The organism is Streptomyces pallidus (ex Mingjun et al. 2026) (genome assembly GCF_051550185.1).
Classification (GTDB): Bacteria; Actinomycetota; Actinomycetes; order Streptomycetales; family Streptomycetaceae; genus Streptomyces.
In genome coordinates, this window is sequence record NZ_CP196181.1 from 4,237,178 (window position 1) to 4,252,988 (window position 15,811).

A 15,811-nucleotide genomic window follows, 5' to 3' on the forward strand; every position below is an offset into this window, starting at 1 on the left:
GGACCGGAGCCCTTCCCGGGCCGTGACGGGAAACCGCGGACCTCGTTATCCGGAACGGGTGGGGGCCTCGGTCGAACAGCGGTCATGCGTTGGGGGTTGGCAGGCGATGGTGGTGCATCAGCACGGTTGGCGGCGCGGGCGGGCGGGCGGGGTGGCGCTCGCCGCCGGCATGGCCGCGACCCTCGCCGCGGTGAGCGGCTGCGGCGGCCCGGCCTCCGCGGGCGACGACCGGCCCCCCGGCGACCCGGCGGCCGCGGTCCGCGCGGCCGCGGACGCCCTGGCCAGGGCGGGCAGTGCGCGGGCCCGAACGGCGATGGAGATGGCCACCGGCGGCACCCGGGTCACCATCCGAGGCGAGGGCGGCGTCGACTTCAGGAACCGGATGGGCCAGCTCCTGGTCATGCTCCCGGCCGACGCCGCCGGCAAGGAGGAGCACCGGCCCATCACCGAGCTGCTCGTGCCCGGCGCCCTGTACATGAAGAACCGGGGCGCGGGCGTGCCCGCCGACAAGTGGGTCCGGGTGGACACGACCGCCCTCGCCGACGGGAACCTGGTCACCGGCGGTGCGACGGACCCGCAGGCCGCGGCCGAGCTGCTGCGCGGTGCGCAGGACGTCCGGTACGTGGGCGAGACCGAGCTGGCCGGGGAGAAGGTGCGGCACTACCAGGGGACCACCGACATCGGGCGGGCCGCGCAAAGCGCCTCCCCGGCGGTCAGGGGAGCCCTGGAGGCCGCGGCGAAAGGGTTCAGCAAGGACACCGTGCCGTTCGACGCCTACCTCGACGAGGAGGGGCGGCTGCGGAAGGTCCGGCACCGGTTCACCTACGTCAACAATGGCGTGATCGATGTCTCCTCGACCACGCTGCTCTACGCGTTCGGGACGCCGGTGACCGTCGTATTGCCCGCAAGCAGGGACATTTACGCCGGGAAGATCGCCGACTAGCCGGTAGGACGGTCCCGGCCCGGCGCGATCGGGTCATGGCCTCGACGAGGAGGGGCGGCTGCGGAAGGTCCGGCACCGGTTCACCTACGTCAACAATGGCGTGATCGATGTCTCCTCGACCACGCTGCTCTACGCGTTCGGGACGCCGGTGACCGTCGTATTGCCCGCAAGCAGGGACATTTACGCCGGGAAGATCGCCGACTAGCCGGTAGGACGGTCCCGGCCCGGCGCGATCGGGTCATGGCGGGGTATCCGGAAATGGTCCATCCGTGTCATGCGCACACCGCCCCGCCCTCCCTACGCTGGGAGACCGCAGATCCACGTCCCCCGTCCGATGGCGGCAGATTGAGGTGACACGCGTGACTCCGGCTGGCGGTACGACGGTGCAGGACCACGTGGCGCTCGCCGAGATCGAACTGTGCGGCGAGCTGATCATCGCGGCCTCCGCGGCGGACGAGGAGCGGCTCAGCCAGGACCGGATCGACGAGGTCCTGATGGGCTTCGCCCGGTAGCCGCCGCCCCTCCTCCCGCGCCGTACGCCTGCGGGGGCCCGTACGCCGGTGTGTGCCCGCGGGTGCGCCGCGCGCGGTCAGGTCCGCAGGAGCCGCGCGATCGCCTTCGTCGCCTCCTCGACCTTGGCGTCGATCTCCGCCCCGCCCTTGACGGCCGCGTCGGCCACGCAGTGCCGCAGGTGCTCCTCCAAGAGCTGGAGCGCGAACGACTGCAGGGCCTTCGTGCTGGCCGAGACCTGGGTGAGTATGTCGATGCAGTACACGTCCTCGTCGACGAGCCGCTGCAGGCCCCGGATCTGCCCCTCGATCCGGCGTAGCCGCTTGAGGTGCTCGTCCTTCCGGTGGTGATACCCGTGCACCGCAGCGCCAGGGGCCGTACCGGTGGCGACGCCGGCTCCGGAGCCTTCCGCCTCGATGGCCGTCATGGGTCCTCCCGTGGTCCGGAACGAGGGGGATATACCCCCGTTGGGTATAGGGTAGCGGGCCGCGCCCGAGCTGGCAGCGGTCCCCGGTGCCCACTGTGCCTGATGGAGGACACCGTGGAATGGCCGGTTAGCCGTGGCCGGGGTATACGCCTAGCATCAGCCTGACCGAATCCGATGCACCCCGAGGACCCCACGTGCGATTTCGTCTGACCCCCAGGGAGACGAGCTTCTACGACATGTTCGCCGCATCCGCGGACAACATCGTCACGGGCTCGAAGCTCCTGATGGAACTGCTCGGAGCGGACCCCTCCGCCCGGGCCGAGATCGCGGAGCGGATGCGTGCGGCCGAGCACGCGGGGGACGACGCCACCCACGCGATCTTCCACCAGCTGAACTCCTCCTTCATCACGCCGTTCGACCGTGAGGACATCTACGCCCTCGCCTCGTCGCTCGACGACATCATGGACTTCATGGAGGAGGCCGTCGACCTGGTGGTCCTCTACAACATCGAAGAGCTCCCCAAGGGCGTCGAGCAGCAGATCGAGGTCCTGGCGCGGGCGGCCGACCTGACGGCCGAGGCCATGCCGCACCTGCGCACGATGGACAACCTGACCGAGTACTGGATCGAGGTCAACCGCCTCGAGAACCAGGCCGACCAGATCCACCGCAAGCTGCTCGCCCAGCTCTTCAACGGCAACTACGACGCGATCGAGGTGCTGAAGCTCAAGCAGATCGTCGACGTCCTCGAAGAGGCCGCCGACGCGTTCGAGCACGTGGCGAACACGGTGGAGACCATCGCCGTCAAGGAGTCCTGAACCCCGTGGACACCTTCGCTCTGATCGTGACCATCGGTGTCGCGCTCGGTTTCACGTACACCAACGGTTTCCACGACTCGGCGAACGCGATCGCGACCTCGGTCTCGACCCGGGCCCTGACCCCGCGCGCCGCCCTCGCGATGGCCGCGGTGATGAACCTCGCCGGTGCCTTCCTCGGCAGCGGCGTGGCGAAGACCGTCAGCGAGGGGCTCATCGAGACCCCCACGGGCAAGACCGGGATGTGGATCCTGTTCTCCGCGCTGGTCGGGGCCATCGTCTGGAACCTGATCACCTGGTACTTCGGCCTGCCGTCCTCCTCCTCGCACGCCCTGTTCGGCGGCATGGTGGGCGCGGCGCTGGCCGGCGGGATCGGGGTCATCTGGTCGGGCGTCGTGGACAAGGTCGTCATCCCGATGTTCCTGTCCCCGATCGTCGGTCTGATCGTCGGCTACCTGGTCATGGTCGTGATCATGTGGCTGTTCCGCCGGTCCAACCCGCACAAGGCCAAGCGCGGCTTCCGCGTCGCACAGACCGTCTCGGCGGCCGGCATGGCCCTCGGCCACGGTCTGCAGGACGCCCAGAAGACCATGGGCGTCGTGGTGATGGCGCTGGTCATCGCCGACATCGAGAAGCCCGGCGACCCGATCCCGGTGTGGGTGAAGGTGGCCTGTGCGGTGATGCTGTCGCTCGGTACGTACGCGGGCGGCTGGCGCATCATGCGCACCCTCGGCCGCAAGATCATCGAGCTGGACCCGCCGCAGGGCTTCGCCGCGGAGACCACGGGCGCTTCGATCATGTACACGGCGTCGTACCTCTACCACGCGCCGATCTCCACCACCCACGTGATCACCTCGGCGATCATGGGTGTGGGTGCGACCAAGCGGGTCAACGCGGTCCGCTGGGGCGTCGCCAAGAACATCATCATGGGCTGGTTCATCACCATGCCGGCCGCGGCGGGTGTCGCCGCGGCGTGCTTCTGGGTCGTGAACCTGGCCGTCGGTTAGCGGTGCGGGGGCCTTCGGGCCCCGGCCCGCGGCCGCGGCGGGAAAGAGATCGGGCCGGCTCCCCCCACCCAGGGGGAGCCGGCCCTTCGCCTTGCGGTGGCACCGCCATGCAGCACCGCAGGACGTCAGTGCGGCAGAGCCGCGGTCTGTGGATCAGCCGAAGCGGCCCGAGATGTAGTCCTCGGTCGCCTGGACGGACGGGTTGGAGAAGATGCGGTCCGTGTCGTCGATCTCGATGAGCTTGCCGGGCTGGCCGACCGCCGCGAGGTTGAAGAACGCGGTGCGGTCCGAGACGCGGGCGGCCTGCTGCATGTTGTGCGTCACGATGACGATCGTGAAGCGCTCCTTCAGCTCGCCGATCAGGTCCTCGATCGCGAGGGTGGAGATCGGGTCGAGGGCCGAGCAGGGCTCGTCCATCAGCAGGACCTCGGGCTCGACCGCGATGGCGCGGGCGATGCACAGGCGCTGCTGCTGGCCGCCGGAGAGGCCGGAGCCCGGCTTGTTCAGGCGGTCCTTGACCTCGTTCCACAGGTTGGCGCCCTTGAGGGAGCGCTCGACGATGTTCCCGAGCTCCGACTTCTTGTGCTTGCCGTTCAGGCGCAGGCCCGCCGCCACGTTGTCGAAGATCGACATGGTGGGGAAGGGGTTCGGGCGCTGGAAGACCATGCCGACCGTGCGGCGGACCGCGACCGGGTCCACGCCGGGGCCGTACAGGTTCTCGTCGTCCAGGAGCACCTTGCCCTCGACGCGGCCGCCGGGGGTGACCTCGTGCATGCGGTTGAGGGTGCGCAGGAAGGTGGACTTGCCGCAGCCGGACGGGCCGATGAAGGCGGTCACGGAGCGGGGCTCGACGGTCATCGAGATGTCGTCGATGGCCTTGTGGGCGCCGTAGAAGGCGGACAGACCGCTGACGTCGATTCGCTTGGCCATGAGGGTCACTTCGCTTTCATGCAGTCGCGTCAGCGACCGGTCTTCGGGGCCTTCCAGCGGGCGATGCCGCGGGCCACCAGATTGAGGATCATGACGAAGGCGATCAGGACGAGCGCTGCGGCCCATGCCCGGTCGTAGGAGGCGTCACTGCCGACCTTGTACTGCTCCCAGATGTAGAGGGGGAGCGAGGACTGGGCGCCTTCGAAGGGGTTGCCGTTGATCAGCTGGGAGCCGAAGACCAGCAGCATGATCGGCGCGGTCTCGCCGGCGATGCGGGCGACGGCCAGCATCAGGCCGGTGGCGATGCCGCCGATGGCGGTGGGGAGGACCACCTTGAGGATCACGCGCCACTTCGGCACACCGAGGGCGAGGGCGGCCTCGCGCAGCTCGTTCGGGACGAGCTTGAGCATCTCCTCGGTGGAGCGGACCACGACGGGCATCATCAGGATCGACAGGGCCATGGCGCCGGCGAAGCCGGAGGGGCCGAAGCCGAGCATCAGGTTCCAGGTCGTCAGGATGAACAGGCCCGCGACGATGGACGGGATGCCGGTCATGACGTCGACGAAGAAGGTGACGGCCTTGGCGAGCCGGCCCTTGCCGTACTCGACCAGGTAGACGGCGGTCAGCAGGCCGATCGGCGCGGCGATCAGGGTGGCCAGGGCGATCTGCTCGATCGTGCCGAGCAGGGCGTGGTAGACGCCGCCGCCGGCCTCGAAGCTGGTCACGCCGTTCATCGAGTGGCTGAGGAAGTTGCCGTCGAGGGCCTTGACGCCGCGGCTGATCGTGGTCCAGATCAGCGACAGCAGCGGGACGACCGCGAGCAGGAAGCAGACCCAGATCATGGACGTCGCAACGCGGTCCTTGGCCTGGCGACGGTTCTCGACCACGGCGCTGGCGCCGTACGTGATGGCGACGAACAGCAGGGCGGCGATCAGACCCCACTGGACCTTGCTGTGGAGGTCGAAGGCGAGGCCGATGCCGGAGCCGAGGACGGCGGAGAGCACTGCGATGCCGGCGGGGGACCAGCGGGGCAGGCCGCCCCGGGTGAGGCTGCCGCGGGCGGGGGACCGGTCGGCCCGGGTGGGACGGTCCTGTATTGCGTGGCTCATCAGGCGTTCGCCCCCGAGTACTCCTTGCGGCGCGCGATGATCATGCGAGCGGCGCCGTTGACCAGCAGGGTGAGGAGGAAGAGGACGAGGCCGGAGGCGATCAGCGCGTCGCGGCCGAACTCGTTGGCCTCGTCGAACTTCGCGGCGATGTTCTGGGCGAACGTGCCGCCGCCCGGGTTCAGGATGTGACCGGAGATCAGGAAGCTCGGGGAGAGGACGGTGGCGACGGCCATGGTCTCGCCGAGGGCGCGGCCGAGGCCGAGCATGGAGGCGGAGATGACTCCGGAGCGGCCGAAGGGCAGGACCGCCATGCGGATGACCTCCCAGCGGGTCGCGCCGAGGGCCAGGGCGGCCTCCTCGTTCATGCGCGGGACCTGGAGGAAGACCTCGCGGCTGACGCTGGTCACGATCGGCAGGATCATGATTGCGAGCAGGATGCCGACGGTGAAGAGGGAGCGGGCGACGCCGACCTGGGTCTTGTCGAAGACGTAGGTCCAGCCCATGTACTCGTCCAGCCAGAGGTTCAGTCCGGCCAGCTGCGGGACGAGGAAGAGGGCGCCCCAGATGCCGTAGATGATCGACGGCACGGCGGCCAGCAGGTCGACCACGTAGGCGAGGGGGGCGGCCAGCTTGCGCGGCGCGTAGTGCGAGATGAACAGGGCGATGCCGACGGCGATCGGAACCGCGATGGCCATCGCGATGATCGAGCTGACGACGGTGCCGAAGAGCAGGACCGCGATGCCGAAGACGGGCGGGTTCGCCGACGCGTTCCAGTCGAAGGTGGTGAGGAAGTTGCCCTCGTTCTTCGACAGCGCGATCGAGGCGCGGTAGGTGAGGAAGGCGGCGATGGACGCCATAATCACCAGGAGCAGAATGCCGGAGCCCTTGGAGAGCCCCGCGAAGATCTTGTCACCGGCGCGGCCGGTGGTCTTCCCGCTCGCGGAGACAGGCGGAGGCGTGTCTATCTGGGTGGGTGTGGTGGTAGCCATGATCTTTCCGGTCTGGGTGGGGGACCAGCCCCCTGGCGGCGGTGCACCGGATTCCCCCGGGCGGGGGAGGGGCCCCGGCGCCGGGCAGGTCGGTGACCTGCCCGGCGGTCCGGGGCTCAGGGGTTCAGGAGAGCGAGTTGATGACCTCGCGGACCTTGGTGTTGATCTCGGCCGGGATCGGGGCGTAGCCGTTCTCGGAGAGGACCTTCTGGCCGGCGTCCGAGGCGGCGTAGCCGAGGAAGGACTTCACGGTCGGGAGGGTCTCGGCCTTGTTGCCCTTGTCGCAGACGACCTCGTAGGTGACCAGGACGATCGGGTAGGCGCCCTCGGCCTTGGTCGCGTAGTCGAGCTTCAGGGCCAGGTCGGAGCCGGTGCCGGCGACCTTGGCGGCCGCGATGGCCTTGGAGGCGGCGTCGGCGGAGGCCTTGACCGGGGCGGAGGCGCCGGTGTTGATGTCGACGGTCTTGATGTTCTGGGAGCTGGCGTAGGACAGCTCGAAGTAGCCGATCGCGCCGTCGACGGTCTTCACCTGGGAGGCGACACCGGAAGAGTTGGACGCGCCCTGACCGCCGGGGGCCGGCCACTTCTTGGAGGCCTCGTAGGTCCAGGCGTCGGGGGCGGCGGCCTTCAGGTACTTACCGAGGTTCTCGGTGGTGCCGGAGTCCTCGGAGCGGTGGAAGGCCTGGATCGCCGTGGACGGCAGGTTGACGCCCGGGTTCAGCTTCTTGATCGCCTCGTCGTCCCACTTCTTGATCTTGTCGTTGAAGATGTTCGCGAGGGTGGGGGCGTCGAGCGTGAGCTTGTCGACGCCGGCGACGTTGAAGCCGATGGCGATCGGGCCGCCGACCATCGGCAGGTTGATGCCCTGGCCGCCGGTGCAGATCTTCTTCGACTCCTCGGCCTGCTCGGGCTTCAGCGCGGAGTCCGAGCCGGCGAAGCCGACGGTGCCCTGGTTGAAGGCGACGATGCCCTCACCGGAGGAGGAGGACTTGTAGTTGACCTCGACGCCCTGGCAGGCGGCCATGTAGTTCTTGACCCACAGGTCCACGGCGTTCTTCTGCGCGGAGGAGCCGGACGCGAGCAGCTTGCCCTTCGCGTCGCCGCACTTGATGTCGCCCGCCGCGACGGACGGCTTGCCGCTGGCGTTGCCGCCGGTGTTGGTGTTGTCGTCCGAGCCGCACGCCGTGAGGACCAGGGCGCCGGACACGACAAGCGCGCCGAGGGCGGAGGCACGAAGCATGTTCTTGCGCTGAAGCTTCACTTTTCGGGTGTTCCTTCCAGAAGCCGCCGGCCGCTTTCGGTAATCGGGGCGGCGTGCGAAGAGGACTACGTCGGATGCGCGGGCTACCGCCGGATCTGGCCAGCGGCACGCTCGTCGCATCACTGAAATTAGGCAGATCAGGTGAAGCGATCGACGGGGCAAGGTGAACGGAAGGTGAACCTCGACGGACGGCCGGGTGCGAGACGGCGTGGCGCTCTGCCGCCGCGGCCAACCGGTGATCGGCATGCGGAATCTGATCCCTGGGGCGCCGTGGGTGCTACCCGGTCGCTCCGGCGGGCCGCTGTCGGCTGATGCAGGCTGCGCCTGTTCAAATTTCCGACTCCCTGTGGGCGCCCTTTGCGTGAACAAGTGGAACTCATGGGCGTGGCCTGTTTGGTGATGGCCGTTAATTGCCTTGACGGCGTGGAATCTTCCGACGAGGCTGGCCGTCCTTGTGATTGGTTCAAATAGGGGGTGAGTTTGCTTGTTGCTTAAGCGCGTTGTTTCGGTCATGTCAGCACTTTCTGCAATTATTGCAGGAGGAATCATGCTGGCGCCGGCTGCGAGTGCTTCGCAGTACGGTTGCGAGGGTTACAGTGTCATTGCACACTCCATCTTCGAGAGGAACTCGGGTACCAAGCTTAGTAATGTGATCGTTTACTACGATCCCGCGACCGGCGTGAACTGTGTTGTTAACAGGCGGACGGCGTTGGGCGAGTTCGGTAAAAAGGCGTGGCTTGAGGTGAGCGTCTGGGCCGACGGAGGGTCGGTGTTCACGGATGCCGGCAATTTTTCTCAGATGGCCGGACCGGTCTCGGTCAGGGCGCCTGGCAAATGCATCAACGTGAAGGCGATCACGCATACGGCAAGCGGTGGATACGGTGACCTGAGTTTCCGCGGGGCGTGTGGCTAAGGGTTCCTGCACGCGGATCGCCCTCCTCGGCGTGGCCGGAAAACCAACGGCCGCGCCACCCTGCGGCGAGATCGACACCTGCCCGTCTTTCGGCGGGATTCCGACGGACGCTATCTGCAACGCGACCTTTACCGCTGCTCCGCGACCGGCGGGAACCATACGTCCTGCGGGCGCACAGTTCTGGCCGCTCCCGACTGCCGTGCGGGATAGCGGCGCCGACGGCGGGCTCCGGTTCGTGTCCAGGGGACTCACGGCGACATCGAAGTCATTGGAGCACGTGCACGGTCTTTGGCCCTGCGGCGACGTCCAGCGTCGCGATCACTGCGGGTGACCGGAGTCCGGACAGGGCACCGAGACCAGCTTGGCCGAAAATGAGTGGCACCGCACCCCGCGGCGAATTCCTCGTCGCGGGGTGCGGTGCGTCGTCGTCGGCGGCGGCCGGTCCGGGCCGGCGGGACCGGCCCGGACCGGTCCTGGGTCAGGAGGCCGCGGCCGTGGCGACCGGGTGCCAGTGGGTGTGGAAGGCGAGGCGGGCCGACCCGACCTCGTGCCGCTGGGCGGCGTGGAGCACCCCGAGGGCGTACGCGGTGGCCGGGGCGATGCGCGGGGTGCGGGCGGCGGCGGCCGACGCGGCGGCCGCCTCGGCGGCGTCGAGGTGCCGGTCCAGGGCCTCGCCGGCCGTGGCCAGCCGGGCCACGTCCTCGCCGAGGACCTCCCGGGCGTAGCGGTGGATCCGCAGGAGGCGGCCCACCTCGTGCCAGAGGCCGTCGTGGTCGGGCAGGTACGGGTGGACCTCCGCGCTGGACGGCAGTGCGTCGACGGCCGCGGTGAGCCGGGTCCGCGTCACCTCCGCCAGCGGGACCAGGACGTGCTCGACCCGTCCCCGGGCGGCGATCACGTCCAGCGGAACCTCGGAGGCCAGGACGGCCACCGCGTCGGCCACCGCGTGGAACCGGGACGACCCGAGCGCGTGCAGTGTCGCGGAGTGGGCCCGGGTCCGGGCCAGGGTGAGCCGCCGCTCCAGCAGGGCGGCGGCCCGCGCCGAGCCCACGGTCAGCGCGCCCGGGGTGCCGCGCGGGGCGGGGACCTCCGGCGAGCCGGACAGCCGGTGCAGCGCGTCCAGCAGCCGGGTCAGCCGGGCGGCGTACGCGTGCTCGTCGGCCAGCGTCGAGGCCAGCCAGGCCAGTTCGCCGCGCAGTCCGTCGGCCCAGGACGAGTCGGTGACCGTGCGGAAGGTCGCCAGGGATCCGCTGATCCGGCGCGCAGCCCCCCGCAGGCTGCGCGCCGCGTCGGCGCCGTCCGCGGCGTCGGCCCCGCATTCCTCGTGCAGCCTCAGGCCGCGCAGGAATGCGGTGGCCTGGGCCCGCAGGTACGCGCCGAGCACGTCCCCCGCGGATCCCCCGCCGCTCGCGGTCGCTGTCAGGTCATGGTTTGGCAGAGCCACGCCGGCGCCTCCGGGCGTCTATGAGCATCTCCTGAACGTGCCGCAGCGGCTGGCCTTCGTGGTCGGTGCTGTGCCGGGTCCATTCGCCGTCCGGGCCCAGGTGCCAGGAGGAGGTGGAGTCGGACATGCCGGTCTCCAGCAGTCGGTCCAGCGCCGCGCGGTGTGCCGGGTCGGTGACCCGGACCAGAGCCTCGATGCGGCGGTCGAGGTTGCGGTGCATCATGTCGGCGCTGCCGATCCACACCTCGGGTTCGCCGCCGTTGCCGAAGGCGAAGACCCGGGAGTGCTCCAGGAAGCGGCCGAGGACGGAACGGACCCGGATGTTCTCCGAGAGCCCGGGGACCCCGGGGCGCACGGCGCAGATGCCGCGGACCCAGATGTCGACGGGGACCCCGGCCCGGGAGGCCCGGTAGAGGGCGTCGATGAGGGCCTCGTCGACGACGGAGTTCATCTTCAGCCGCACGTACGCGGGGCGGCCGGCCCGGTGGTGGGCGGTCTCCTTGTCGATGCGGGCGACGAGGCCGTCGCGCAGCGAGCGGGGCGCGACGAGGAGGCGGCGGTAGGTCTCGCGGCGCGAGTAGCCCGACAGCCGGTTGAAGAGGTCGGAGAGGTCCGCGCCGACCTGCGGGTCGGCGGTGAGCAGGCCGAGGTCCTCGTACAGGCGGGCGGTCTTGGGGTGGTAGTTGCCGGTGCCGACGTGGGAGTAGCGCCGCAGCGTGTCGCCCTCCTGGCGGACGACGAGGGAGAGCTTGCAGTGCGTCTTGAGCCCCACGAGGCCGTAGACGACGTGGCAGCCGGCTTCCTCCAGCTTGCGGGCCCACTTGATGTTGGCCTGCTCGTCGAAGCGGGCCTTGATCTCGACGAGGACGAGGACCTGCTTGCCGGATTCGGCGGCGTCGATGAGGGCGTCGACGATGGGGGAGTCGCCGGAGGTGCGGTACAGCGTCTGCTTGATCGCGAGAACGTGCGGGTCGGCGGCCGCCTGCTCCAGGAACGCCTGTACGGAGGTGGAGAAGGAGTCGTACGGGTGGTGCAGCAGGACGTCGCGCTCGCGCAGCGCGGCGAAGATGTCGGGCGCGGAGGCCGATTCGACCTCGGCGAGGTCGCGGTGGGTGCCGGCGACGAACTTGGGGTACTTCAGCTCGGGCCGGTCCAGGGAGGCGATGCCGAAGAGGCCGGTCAGGTCCAGCGGGCCGGGCAGCGGGTAGACCTCGGCGGCGGAGATCTTCAGCTCCTGGACCAGCAGGTCGAGGACGCCGGGGTCGATGGACTCCTCCACCTCCAGGCGGACCGGCGGGCCGAAGCGGCGCCGCATGAGCTCCTTCTCCAGGGCCTGGAGGAGGTTCTCGGCGTCGTCCTCCTCGACCTCCAGGTCCTCGTTGCGCGTCACCCGGAACATGTGGTGCGCGAGGACCTCCATGCCGGGGAAGAGCTCCTCCAGGTGTGCGGCGATCACGTCCTCCAGCGGGACGTAGCGCTGCGGGGAGGCCTCCAGGAACCGCGACAGCAGCGGTGGCACCTTGACGCGGGCGAAGTGGCGGTGCCCGCTGACGGGGTTGCGCACGACGACGGCCAGGTTCAGGGACAGGCCGGAGATGTACGGGAACGGGTGCGCGGGGTCCACGGCCAGCGGCGTCAGCACCGGGAAGATCTGGTTGCGGAACAGGGTGAAGAGGCGGGCCTGCTCCTTCTCGGTGAGGTCGGGCCAGCGGATGAGGTGGATGCCCTCCTCGGCGAGCGCGGGGGCGATGTCGTGCTGGTAGCAGGCGGCGTGCCGGGCCATGAGTTCGCGCGAGCGGGTCCAGATGAGGTCGAGGACCTCGCGGGGCTGGAGGCCGGAGGCCGAACGGGTGGCGACGCCGGTCGCGATGCGGCGCTTGAGGCCGGCGACGCGGACCATGAAGAACTCGTCGAGGTTGCTCGCGAAGATCGCCAGGAAGTTGGCGCGTTCGAGGAGCGGGGTGGTGGGGTCCTCGGCCAGCTCCAGGACCCGTTCGTTGAAGGCCAGCCAGCTGCGCTCGCGGTCCAGGAAGCGCTCGGGCGGGAGCTCCGCGTCGTCCTTGTCGTCGTAGGAGTCCATGTCGGTGTCGATCTCGGGCGCGAGGCCGGCTTCGAGGCCGCTGGCGTGCGGCCGGTGCGCGGCGATGGAGCCGAGTCGGGCCGGCGCGGCGGACGAGCCGGCAGGGGCCGCGGCGGACGTGGACGACGGGTGCTGGGCGGGGACCTCGGTGGGCCCTGCGCTGGGCTGGTGGCTCATGACTCCATTGTTCCGCGCGCGCGGCAGGACGGGCGCGTCGGACGGGGCCGCGGTCAGCCGGAGTCGGGGTCGCATGCCCGGAGAGTCGCAAGCGCGTCTTAAGGGCTGGTGAATGGCGTGTGGCTTCCAGGCTCCGGATCGCGCACGAGTGCGTCAGCTTCGCTCCGGAATGCACCCGTACGGGCCCCGGTGCGCCCGGTGGGCCCGTACGGGTGGTGACGCTCAGCTCTCCGTTCGGTACATCAGGTCGACCTCGTGCGTGCTGAAGCCGAGGCCCTCGTAGACGGCGAGGGCCGCCGTGTTGTCGGCGTCGACGTAGAGCATCGCGGTGGGCAGGCCGGCGGCGGCCAGGTGCTGGAGGCCGACCGCGGTGAGGGCCTTGCCGAGGCCGCCGCCCTGGGCGCCGGGCAGGACGCCGAGCACGTAGACCTCGCCGAGCTGCTCGGCGGCATGGACCTTCGTCCAGTGGAAGCCGACGAGTTCCCCCTCCCGCTCGGCGAGGAAGAAGCCCTTCGGGTCGAACCAGGGCTGCGCCATCCGGTCGTCGAGGTCGCGCTGGGTGAGCGAGCCCTGCTCGGGGTGGTGGGCGAAGGCGGCCGCGTTGGTGGCGAGCCAGGCCGCGTCGTCCTGGCCGGGCACGAAGGTGCGCACGGTGACCTCGGCGGGCAGTACCGGTTCGGGCAGTGCGGGCGAGTCGGGGCCGAGCGGGCGGCGCAGCTGGCGCAGCTCGCGGAACAGGGTGAGGCCGAGGACCTGGGCGAGGTGGCGTGCGGCGGACTTGCCGCCGTGCGCCCAGACCCGGATCCGCTTGCCGGAGGCGGCGAGGAGGGCCGAGCCGAGGGCCCGGCCGTGGCCGCGGCCGCGCAGTGCGGGGTGCACGACGAGTTCGGCGGCGGGCGCCTCCACCGGATCGGTCTCCTCCAGTTGGCCGTAGCCGGCGAGTCGTCCCTTCTCGGTGAGCAGGAAGTGCCGGATGCCCTCGCGGCGGCCGCCGCGCAGCTGGAGCCGGCCCTGCTCGGAGACGGCGGTGGTGCCGTCGGTGCGGGCCGCGTCCTCGATCAGGGTGAGGACGGCGTCGGCCTGTTCCTCCGTCAGTTCTTCGAGGGTCTGGATCTGGCGTCCCGGCTCCAGGGCCGCTGCTGCGTCGTCAGTCATGCTCCGAGCGTACGGCGGCCCGGGGCGCGGGCGGTGGTGTCGGGGTGTTAACCAGCTCGATACCCCACCCCCCTGTTGGTGCTACGCGCGTTGACCGTAGGCTGCGCCAGACCTCCATGCTTTACCGCTGTTTCATAAGGGGACAAAATGTCAGCGACGCCGCAACGGCACCGCAGAACCCGCCGGTTGGCCCTCATCGCAGCAGCCGCGACGGTTGCTTCCGGTGCGATGGTCGCCGCCGCACTGCCGGCCGGTGCCACGAGTGGCGGCGGTGCGGGCAAGAGCCGCACCGTCGACGTGCAGCTGCTGTCGTTCAACGACTTCCACGGCACGCTGGAGCCCCCGCAGGGCTCCTCCGGCACCGTGACCGAGCGTCAGGCGGACGGCTCCACCAAGGCCATACCGGCCGGTGGTGTCGAGTACCTGGCCACCAGCCTGCGCGAGGCCCGCAAGGGCCACGAGTACTCCATCACCGCTGCGGCGGGCGACATGATCGGCGGCAGCCCGATGCTGTCCGGTCTCTTCCACGACGAGCCGACCGTCGAGGCGCTGAACAACCTGAAGCTGGACGTCTCCAGCGTCGGCAACCACGAGTTCGACGAGGGCAAGACCGAGCTGCGCCGCATGGCGTACGGCGGCTGCCACCCGGTCGAGGGCTGCTTCGAGATGGGCAAGGAGTTCACCGGCTCCGAGTTCAAGTACCTCGCCGCGAACGTCGTGGACGAGAAGACCAAGCGTCCGCTGATGTCGCCCACCTGGATCTGGAAGAAGGGGGACGTCAAGATCGGCTTCATCGGCGTCACCCTGGAGGGCACCCCGGACGTCGTGACGGCCGACGGCGTCAAGGGCCTGAAGTTCGGCGACGAGGTCGAGACGATCAACAAGTACGCCGCCGAGCTGAGCAAGCAGGGCGTGAACTCGATCGTGGCCCTGATCCACGAGGGCGGCCTGCCGGCGAACGGCGCGTACAACTACGACTGCAACGTCCCGGGTGCCGGCGCCGGCATCTCCGGTGCGATCGTGGACATCGCGAAGAACGTGGACCCCAAGGTCGACGCGCTGGTCACCGGCCACACCCACCAGGCCTACGCCTGCAACATCCCGGACCCGGCCGGCAACCCGCGCATGGTCACCTCGGCCGCCTCGTACGGCCGGCTGTTCACGGACACCACGCTGACGTACGACCGGCAGACCAAGGACATCGTCCGCACGGCCGCCCTCGCGCCGAAGCCGGTCAACAAGGTCGTCAGCCGCGAGGTGCCCAAGGCCCCGGACATGACCGCGCTGATCGACCGCTGGAAGGCGCTGGCCGCGCCGGTCGCGAACCGTCCGATGGGCTACATCTCGGGGGACATCGCCGGCCGCGGCTCGGAGGCCCCGGAGAAGCCGCTCGGCGACCTGATCGCGGACGCGCAGCTGGAGGCCACGGCCCCGGCGGCCAAGGGCGGCGCGCAGCTGGCCATCATGAACCCGGGCGGCATCCGCGCCGACCTGGCGTACAAGGCGGCCGGTGACGAGGGCGACGGCGTCGTGACGTACGGCGAGTCCTACACGGTCCAGCCGTTCAACAACCTGCTGAACGTCGTGGACCTGACCGGCGCGCAGCTGATCACGGCCCTGCAGCAGCAGGTCAGCGGACCGGTCAACGGTGCGAACCCGAAGATCCTGCAGGTCTCGAAGGGCTTCACCTACACCCTGGACATGACCAGGTCGGGCGCGGACCGCATCGTCGTGGACTCGGTGAAGCTGAACGGTGCGGCGATCGACCCCGCCAAGACCTACCGGGTCGTGATGAACGAGTTCCTCGCGGGCGGCGGTGACGGCTTCACCGTCCTGAAGGAGCACAAGAACAAGCTGGTCGGCGTGCCCGACCTGGAGGCCTTCAACGCCCTGCTGGCGAAGTCGACCGCGGCGGCGCCGATCGCCCCGCCGGCGGCGGACCGCATCACGGTCGTCAAGTAGGCAGCGGGCAGCGGGCAGCGGGCAGCGGGCAGCGGGCAGCGGACATCCGGCAGTAGGGCAGTAGGCGGCAGTCCCCGTGGCGGGCCGCCGGG

The 15,811-nt window shown here is 69.9% G+C and carries 14 protein-coding genes; 6 read left to right on the forward strand and 8 right to left on the reverse strand.

Annotation, left to right across the window (positions count from 1 at the left end; translation table 11 throughout):
* Window positions 1–106 precede the first annotated feature (106 nt).
* Together ACSHWO_RS18685 and ACSHWO_RS18690 are read left to right on the forward strand one after the other, a co-directional pair.
* Complete coding sequence (locus ACSHWO_RS18685) at window positions 107–943, forward strand: hypothetical protein (RefSeq protein WP_438313213.1); 837 nt, start codon at window positions 107–109, stop codon at window positions 941–943.
* 359 nt (window positions 944–1,302) lie between these two features.
* Window positions 1,303–1,455: a hypothetical protein gene (locus tag ACSHWO_RS18690; protein WP_179177070.1), complete on the forward strand. Its 153-nt coding sequence runs from the start codon at window positions 1,303–1,305 to the stop codon at window positions 1,453–1,455.
* Window positions 1,456–1,532: 77 nt separating this feature from the next.
* Here the strand turns inward: ACSHWO_RS18690 and ACSHWO_RS18695 are convergent, their stop codons facing one another.
* The gene (locus tag ACSHWO_RS18695; RefSeq protein ID WP_385840623.1) at window positions 1,533–1,880 is read right to left on the reverse strand and encodes a metal-sensitive transcriptional regulator; all 348 of its coding nucleotides are present in this window, start codon (window positions 1,878–1,880) and stop codon (window positions 1,533–1,535) included.
* A 194-nt stretch (window positions 1,881–2,074) separates the two neighbouring features.
* Here ACSHWO_RS18695 and ACSHWO_RS18700 point away from each other — a divergent pair, with 194 nt between their 5' ends.
* Window positions 2,075–2,695, forward strand: coding sequence for a DUF47 domain-containing protein (locus ACSHWO_RS18700; RefSeq protein WP_179177074.1), 621 nt, complete (start codon window positions 2,075–2,077; stop codon window positions 2,693–2,695).
* 5 nt (window positions 2,696–2,700) lie between these two features.
* Window positions 2,701–3,699 carry an inorganic phosphate transporter gene (locus ACSHWO_RS18705; protein WP_385840628.1) on the forward strand — a complete coding sequence of 333 codons (999 nt, stop codon included), beginning with the start codon at window positions 2,701–2,703 and terminating at the stop codon, window positions 3,697–3,699.
* A gap of 153 nt (window positions 3,700–3,852) precedes the next feature.
* On the opposite strand, the gene pstB is transcribed toward ACSHWO_RS18705, so the two are convergent.
* The 4 genes from pstB to pstS form a co-directional block, all read right to left on the reverse strand.
* Window positions 3,853–4,629 (reverse strand): phosphate ABC transporter ATP-binding protein PstB, encoded by a 777-nt coding sequence (gene pstB / locus ACSHWO_RS18710; RefSeq protein ID WP_385840633.1) that lies wholly within the window; start codon window positions 4,627–4,629, stop codon window positions 3,853–3,855.
* A 29-nt stretch (window positions 4,630–4,658) separates the two neighbouring features.
* Complete coding sequence (gene pstA, locus ACSHWO_RS18715; protein WP_438313216.1) at window positions 4,659–5,738, reverse strand: phosphate ABC transporter permease PstA; 1,080 nt, start codon at window positions 5,736–5,738, stop codon at window positions 4,659–4,661.
* A complete protein-coding gene (gene pstC, locus ACSHWO_RS18720) occupies window positions 5,738–6,727 on the reverse strand; it encodes a phosphate ABC transporter permease subunit PstC (protein ID WP_438313218.1) in 990 nt (329 codons plus the stop codon). Before pstC ends, pstA begins: the two co-directional genes overlap by 1 nt.
* Before the next feature lie 124 nt (window positions 6,728–6,851).
* Entirely contained in the window at window positions 6,852–7,988 is a 1,137-nt protein-coding gene (gene pstS / locus ACSHWO_RS18725) for a phosphate ABC transporter substrate-binding protein PstS (protein ID WP_438313220.1), read from the reverse strand.
* A gap of 511 nt (window positions 7,989–8,499) precedes the next feature.
* Here pstS and ACSHWO_RS18730 point away from each other — a divergent pair.
* Complete coding sequence (locus ACSHWO_RS18730; protein WP_438313222.1) at window positions 8,500–8,901, forward strand: hypothetical protein; 402 nt, start codon at window positions 8,500–8,502, stop codon at window positions 8,899–8,901.
* A 478-nt stretch (window positions 8,902–9,379) separates the two neighbouring features.
* Here the strand turns inward: ACSHWO_RS18730 and ACSHWO_RS18735 are convergent, their stop codons facing one another.
* The 3 genes from ACSHWO_RS18735 to mshD all read right to left on the reverse strand — a co-directional run bounded on the left by ACSHWO_RS18735 (window position 9,380) and on the right by mshD (window position 13,757).
* Window positions 9,380–10,345: a CHAD domain-containing protein gene (locus ACSHWO_RS18735; RefSeq protein ID WP_438313224.1), complete on the reverse strand. Its 966-nt coding sequence runs from the start codon at window positions 10,343–10,345 to the stop codon at window positions 9,380–9,382.
* Window positions 10,326–12,602, reverse strand: coding sequence for an RNA degradosome polyphosphate kinase (locus ACSHWO_RS18740; protein WP_438313226.1), 2,277 nt, complete (start codon window positions 12,600–12,602; stop codon window positions 10,326–10,328). Before ACSHWO_RS18740 ends, ACSHWO_RS18735 begins: the two co-directional genes overlap by 20 nt.
* Before the next feature lie 222 nt (window positions 12,603–12,824).
* The gene (mshD, locus tag ACSHWO_RS18745) at window positions 12,825–13,757 is read right to left on the reverse strand and encodes a mycothiol synthase (RefSeq protein WP_361095059.1); all 933 of its coding nucleotides are present in this window, start codon (window positions 13,755–13,757) and stop codon (window positions 12,825–12,827) included.
* A 147-nt stretch (window positions 13,758–13,904) separates the two neighbouring features.
* Between mshD and ACSHWO_RS18750 the strand changes: the two genes are divergently transcribed.
* The gene (locus ACSHWO_RS18750) at window positions 13,905–15,719 is read left to right on the forward strand and encodes a bifunctional metallophosphatase/5'-nucleotidase (RefSeq protein WP_385840659.1); all 1,815 of its coding nucleotides are present in this window, start codon (window positions 13,905–13,907) and stop codon (window positions 15,717–15,719) included.
* Window positions 15,720–15,811: the final 92 nt, after the last annotated feature.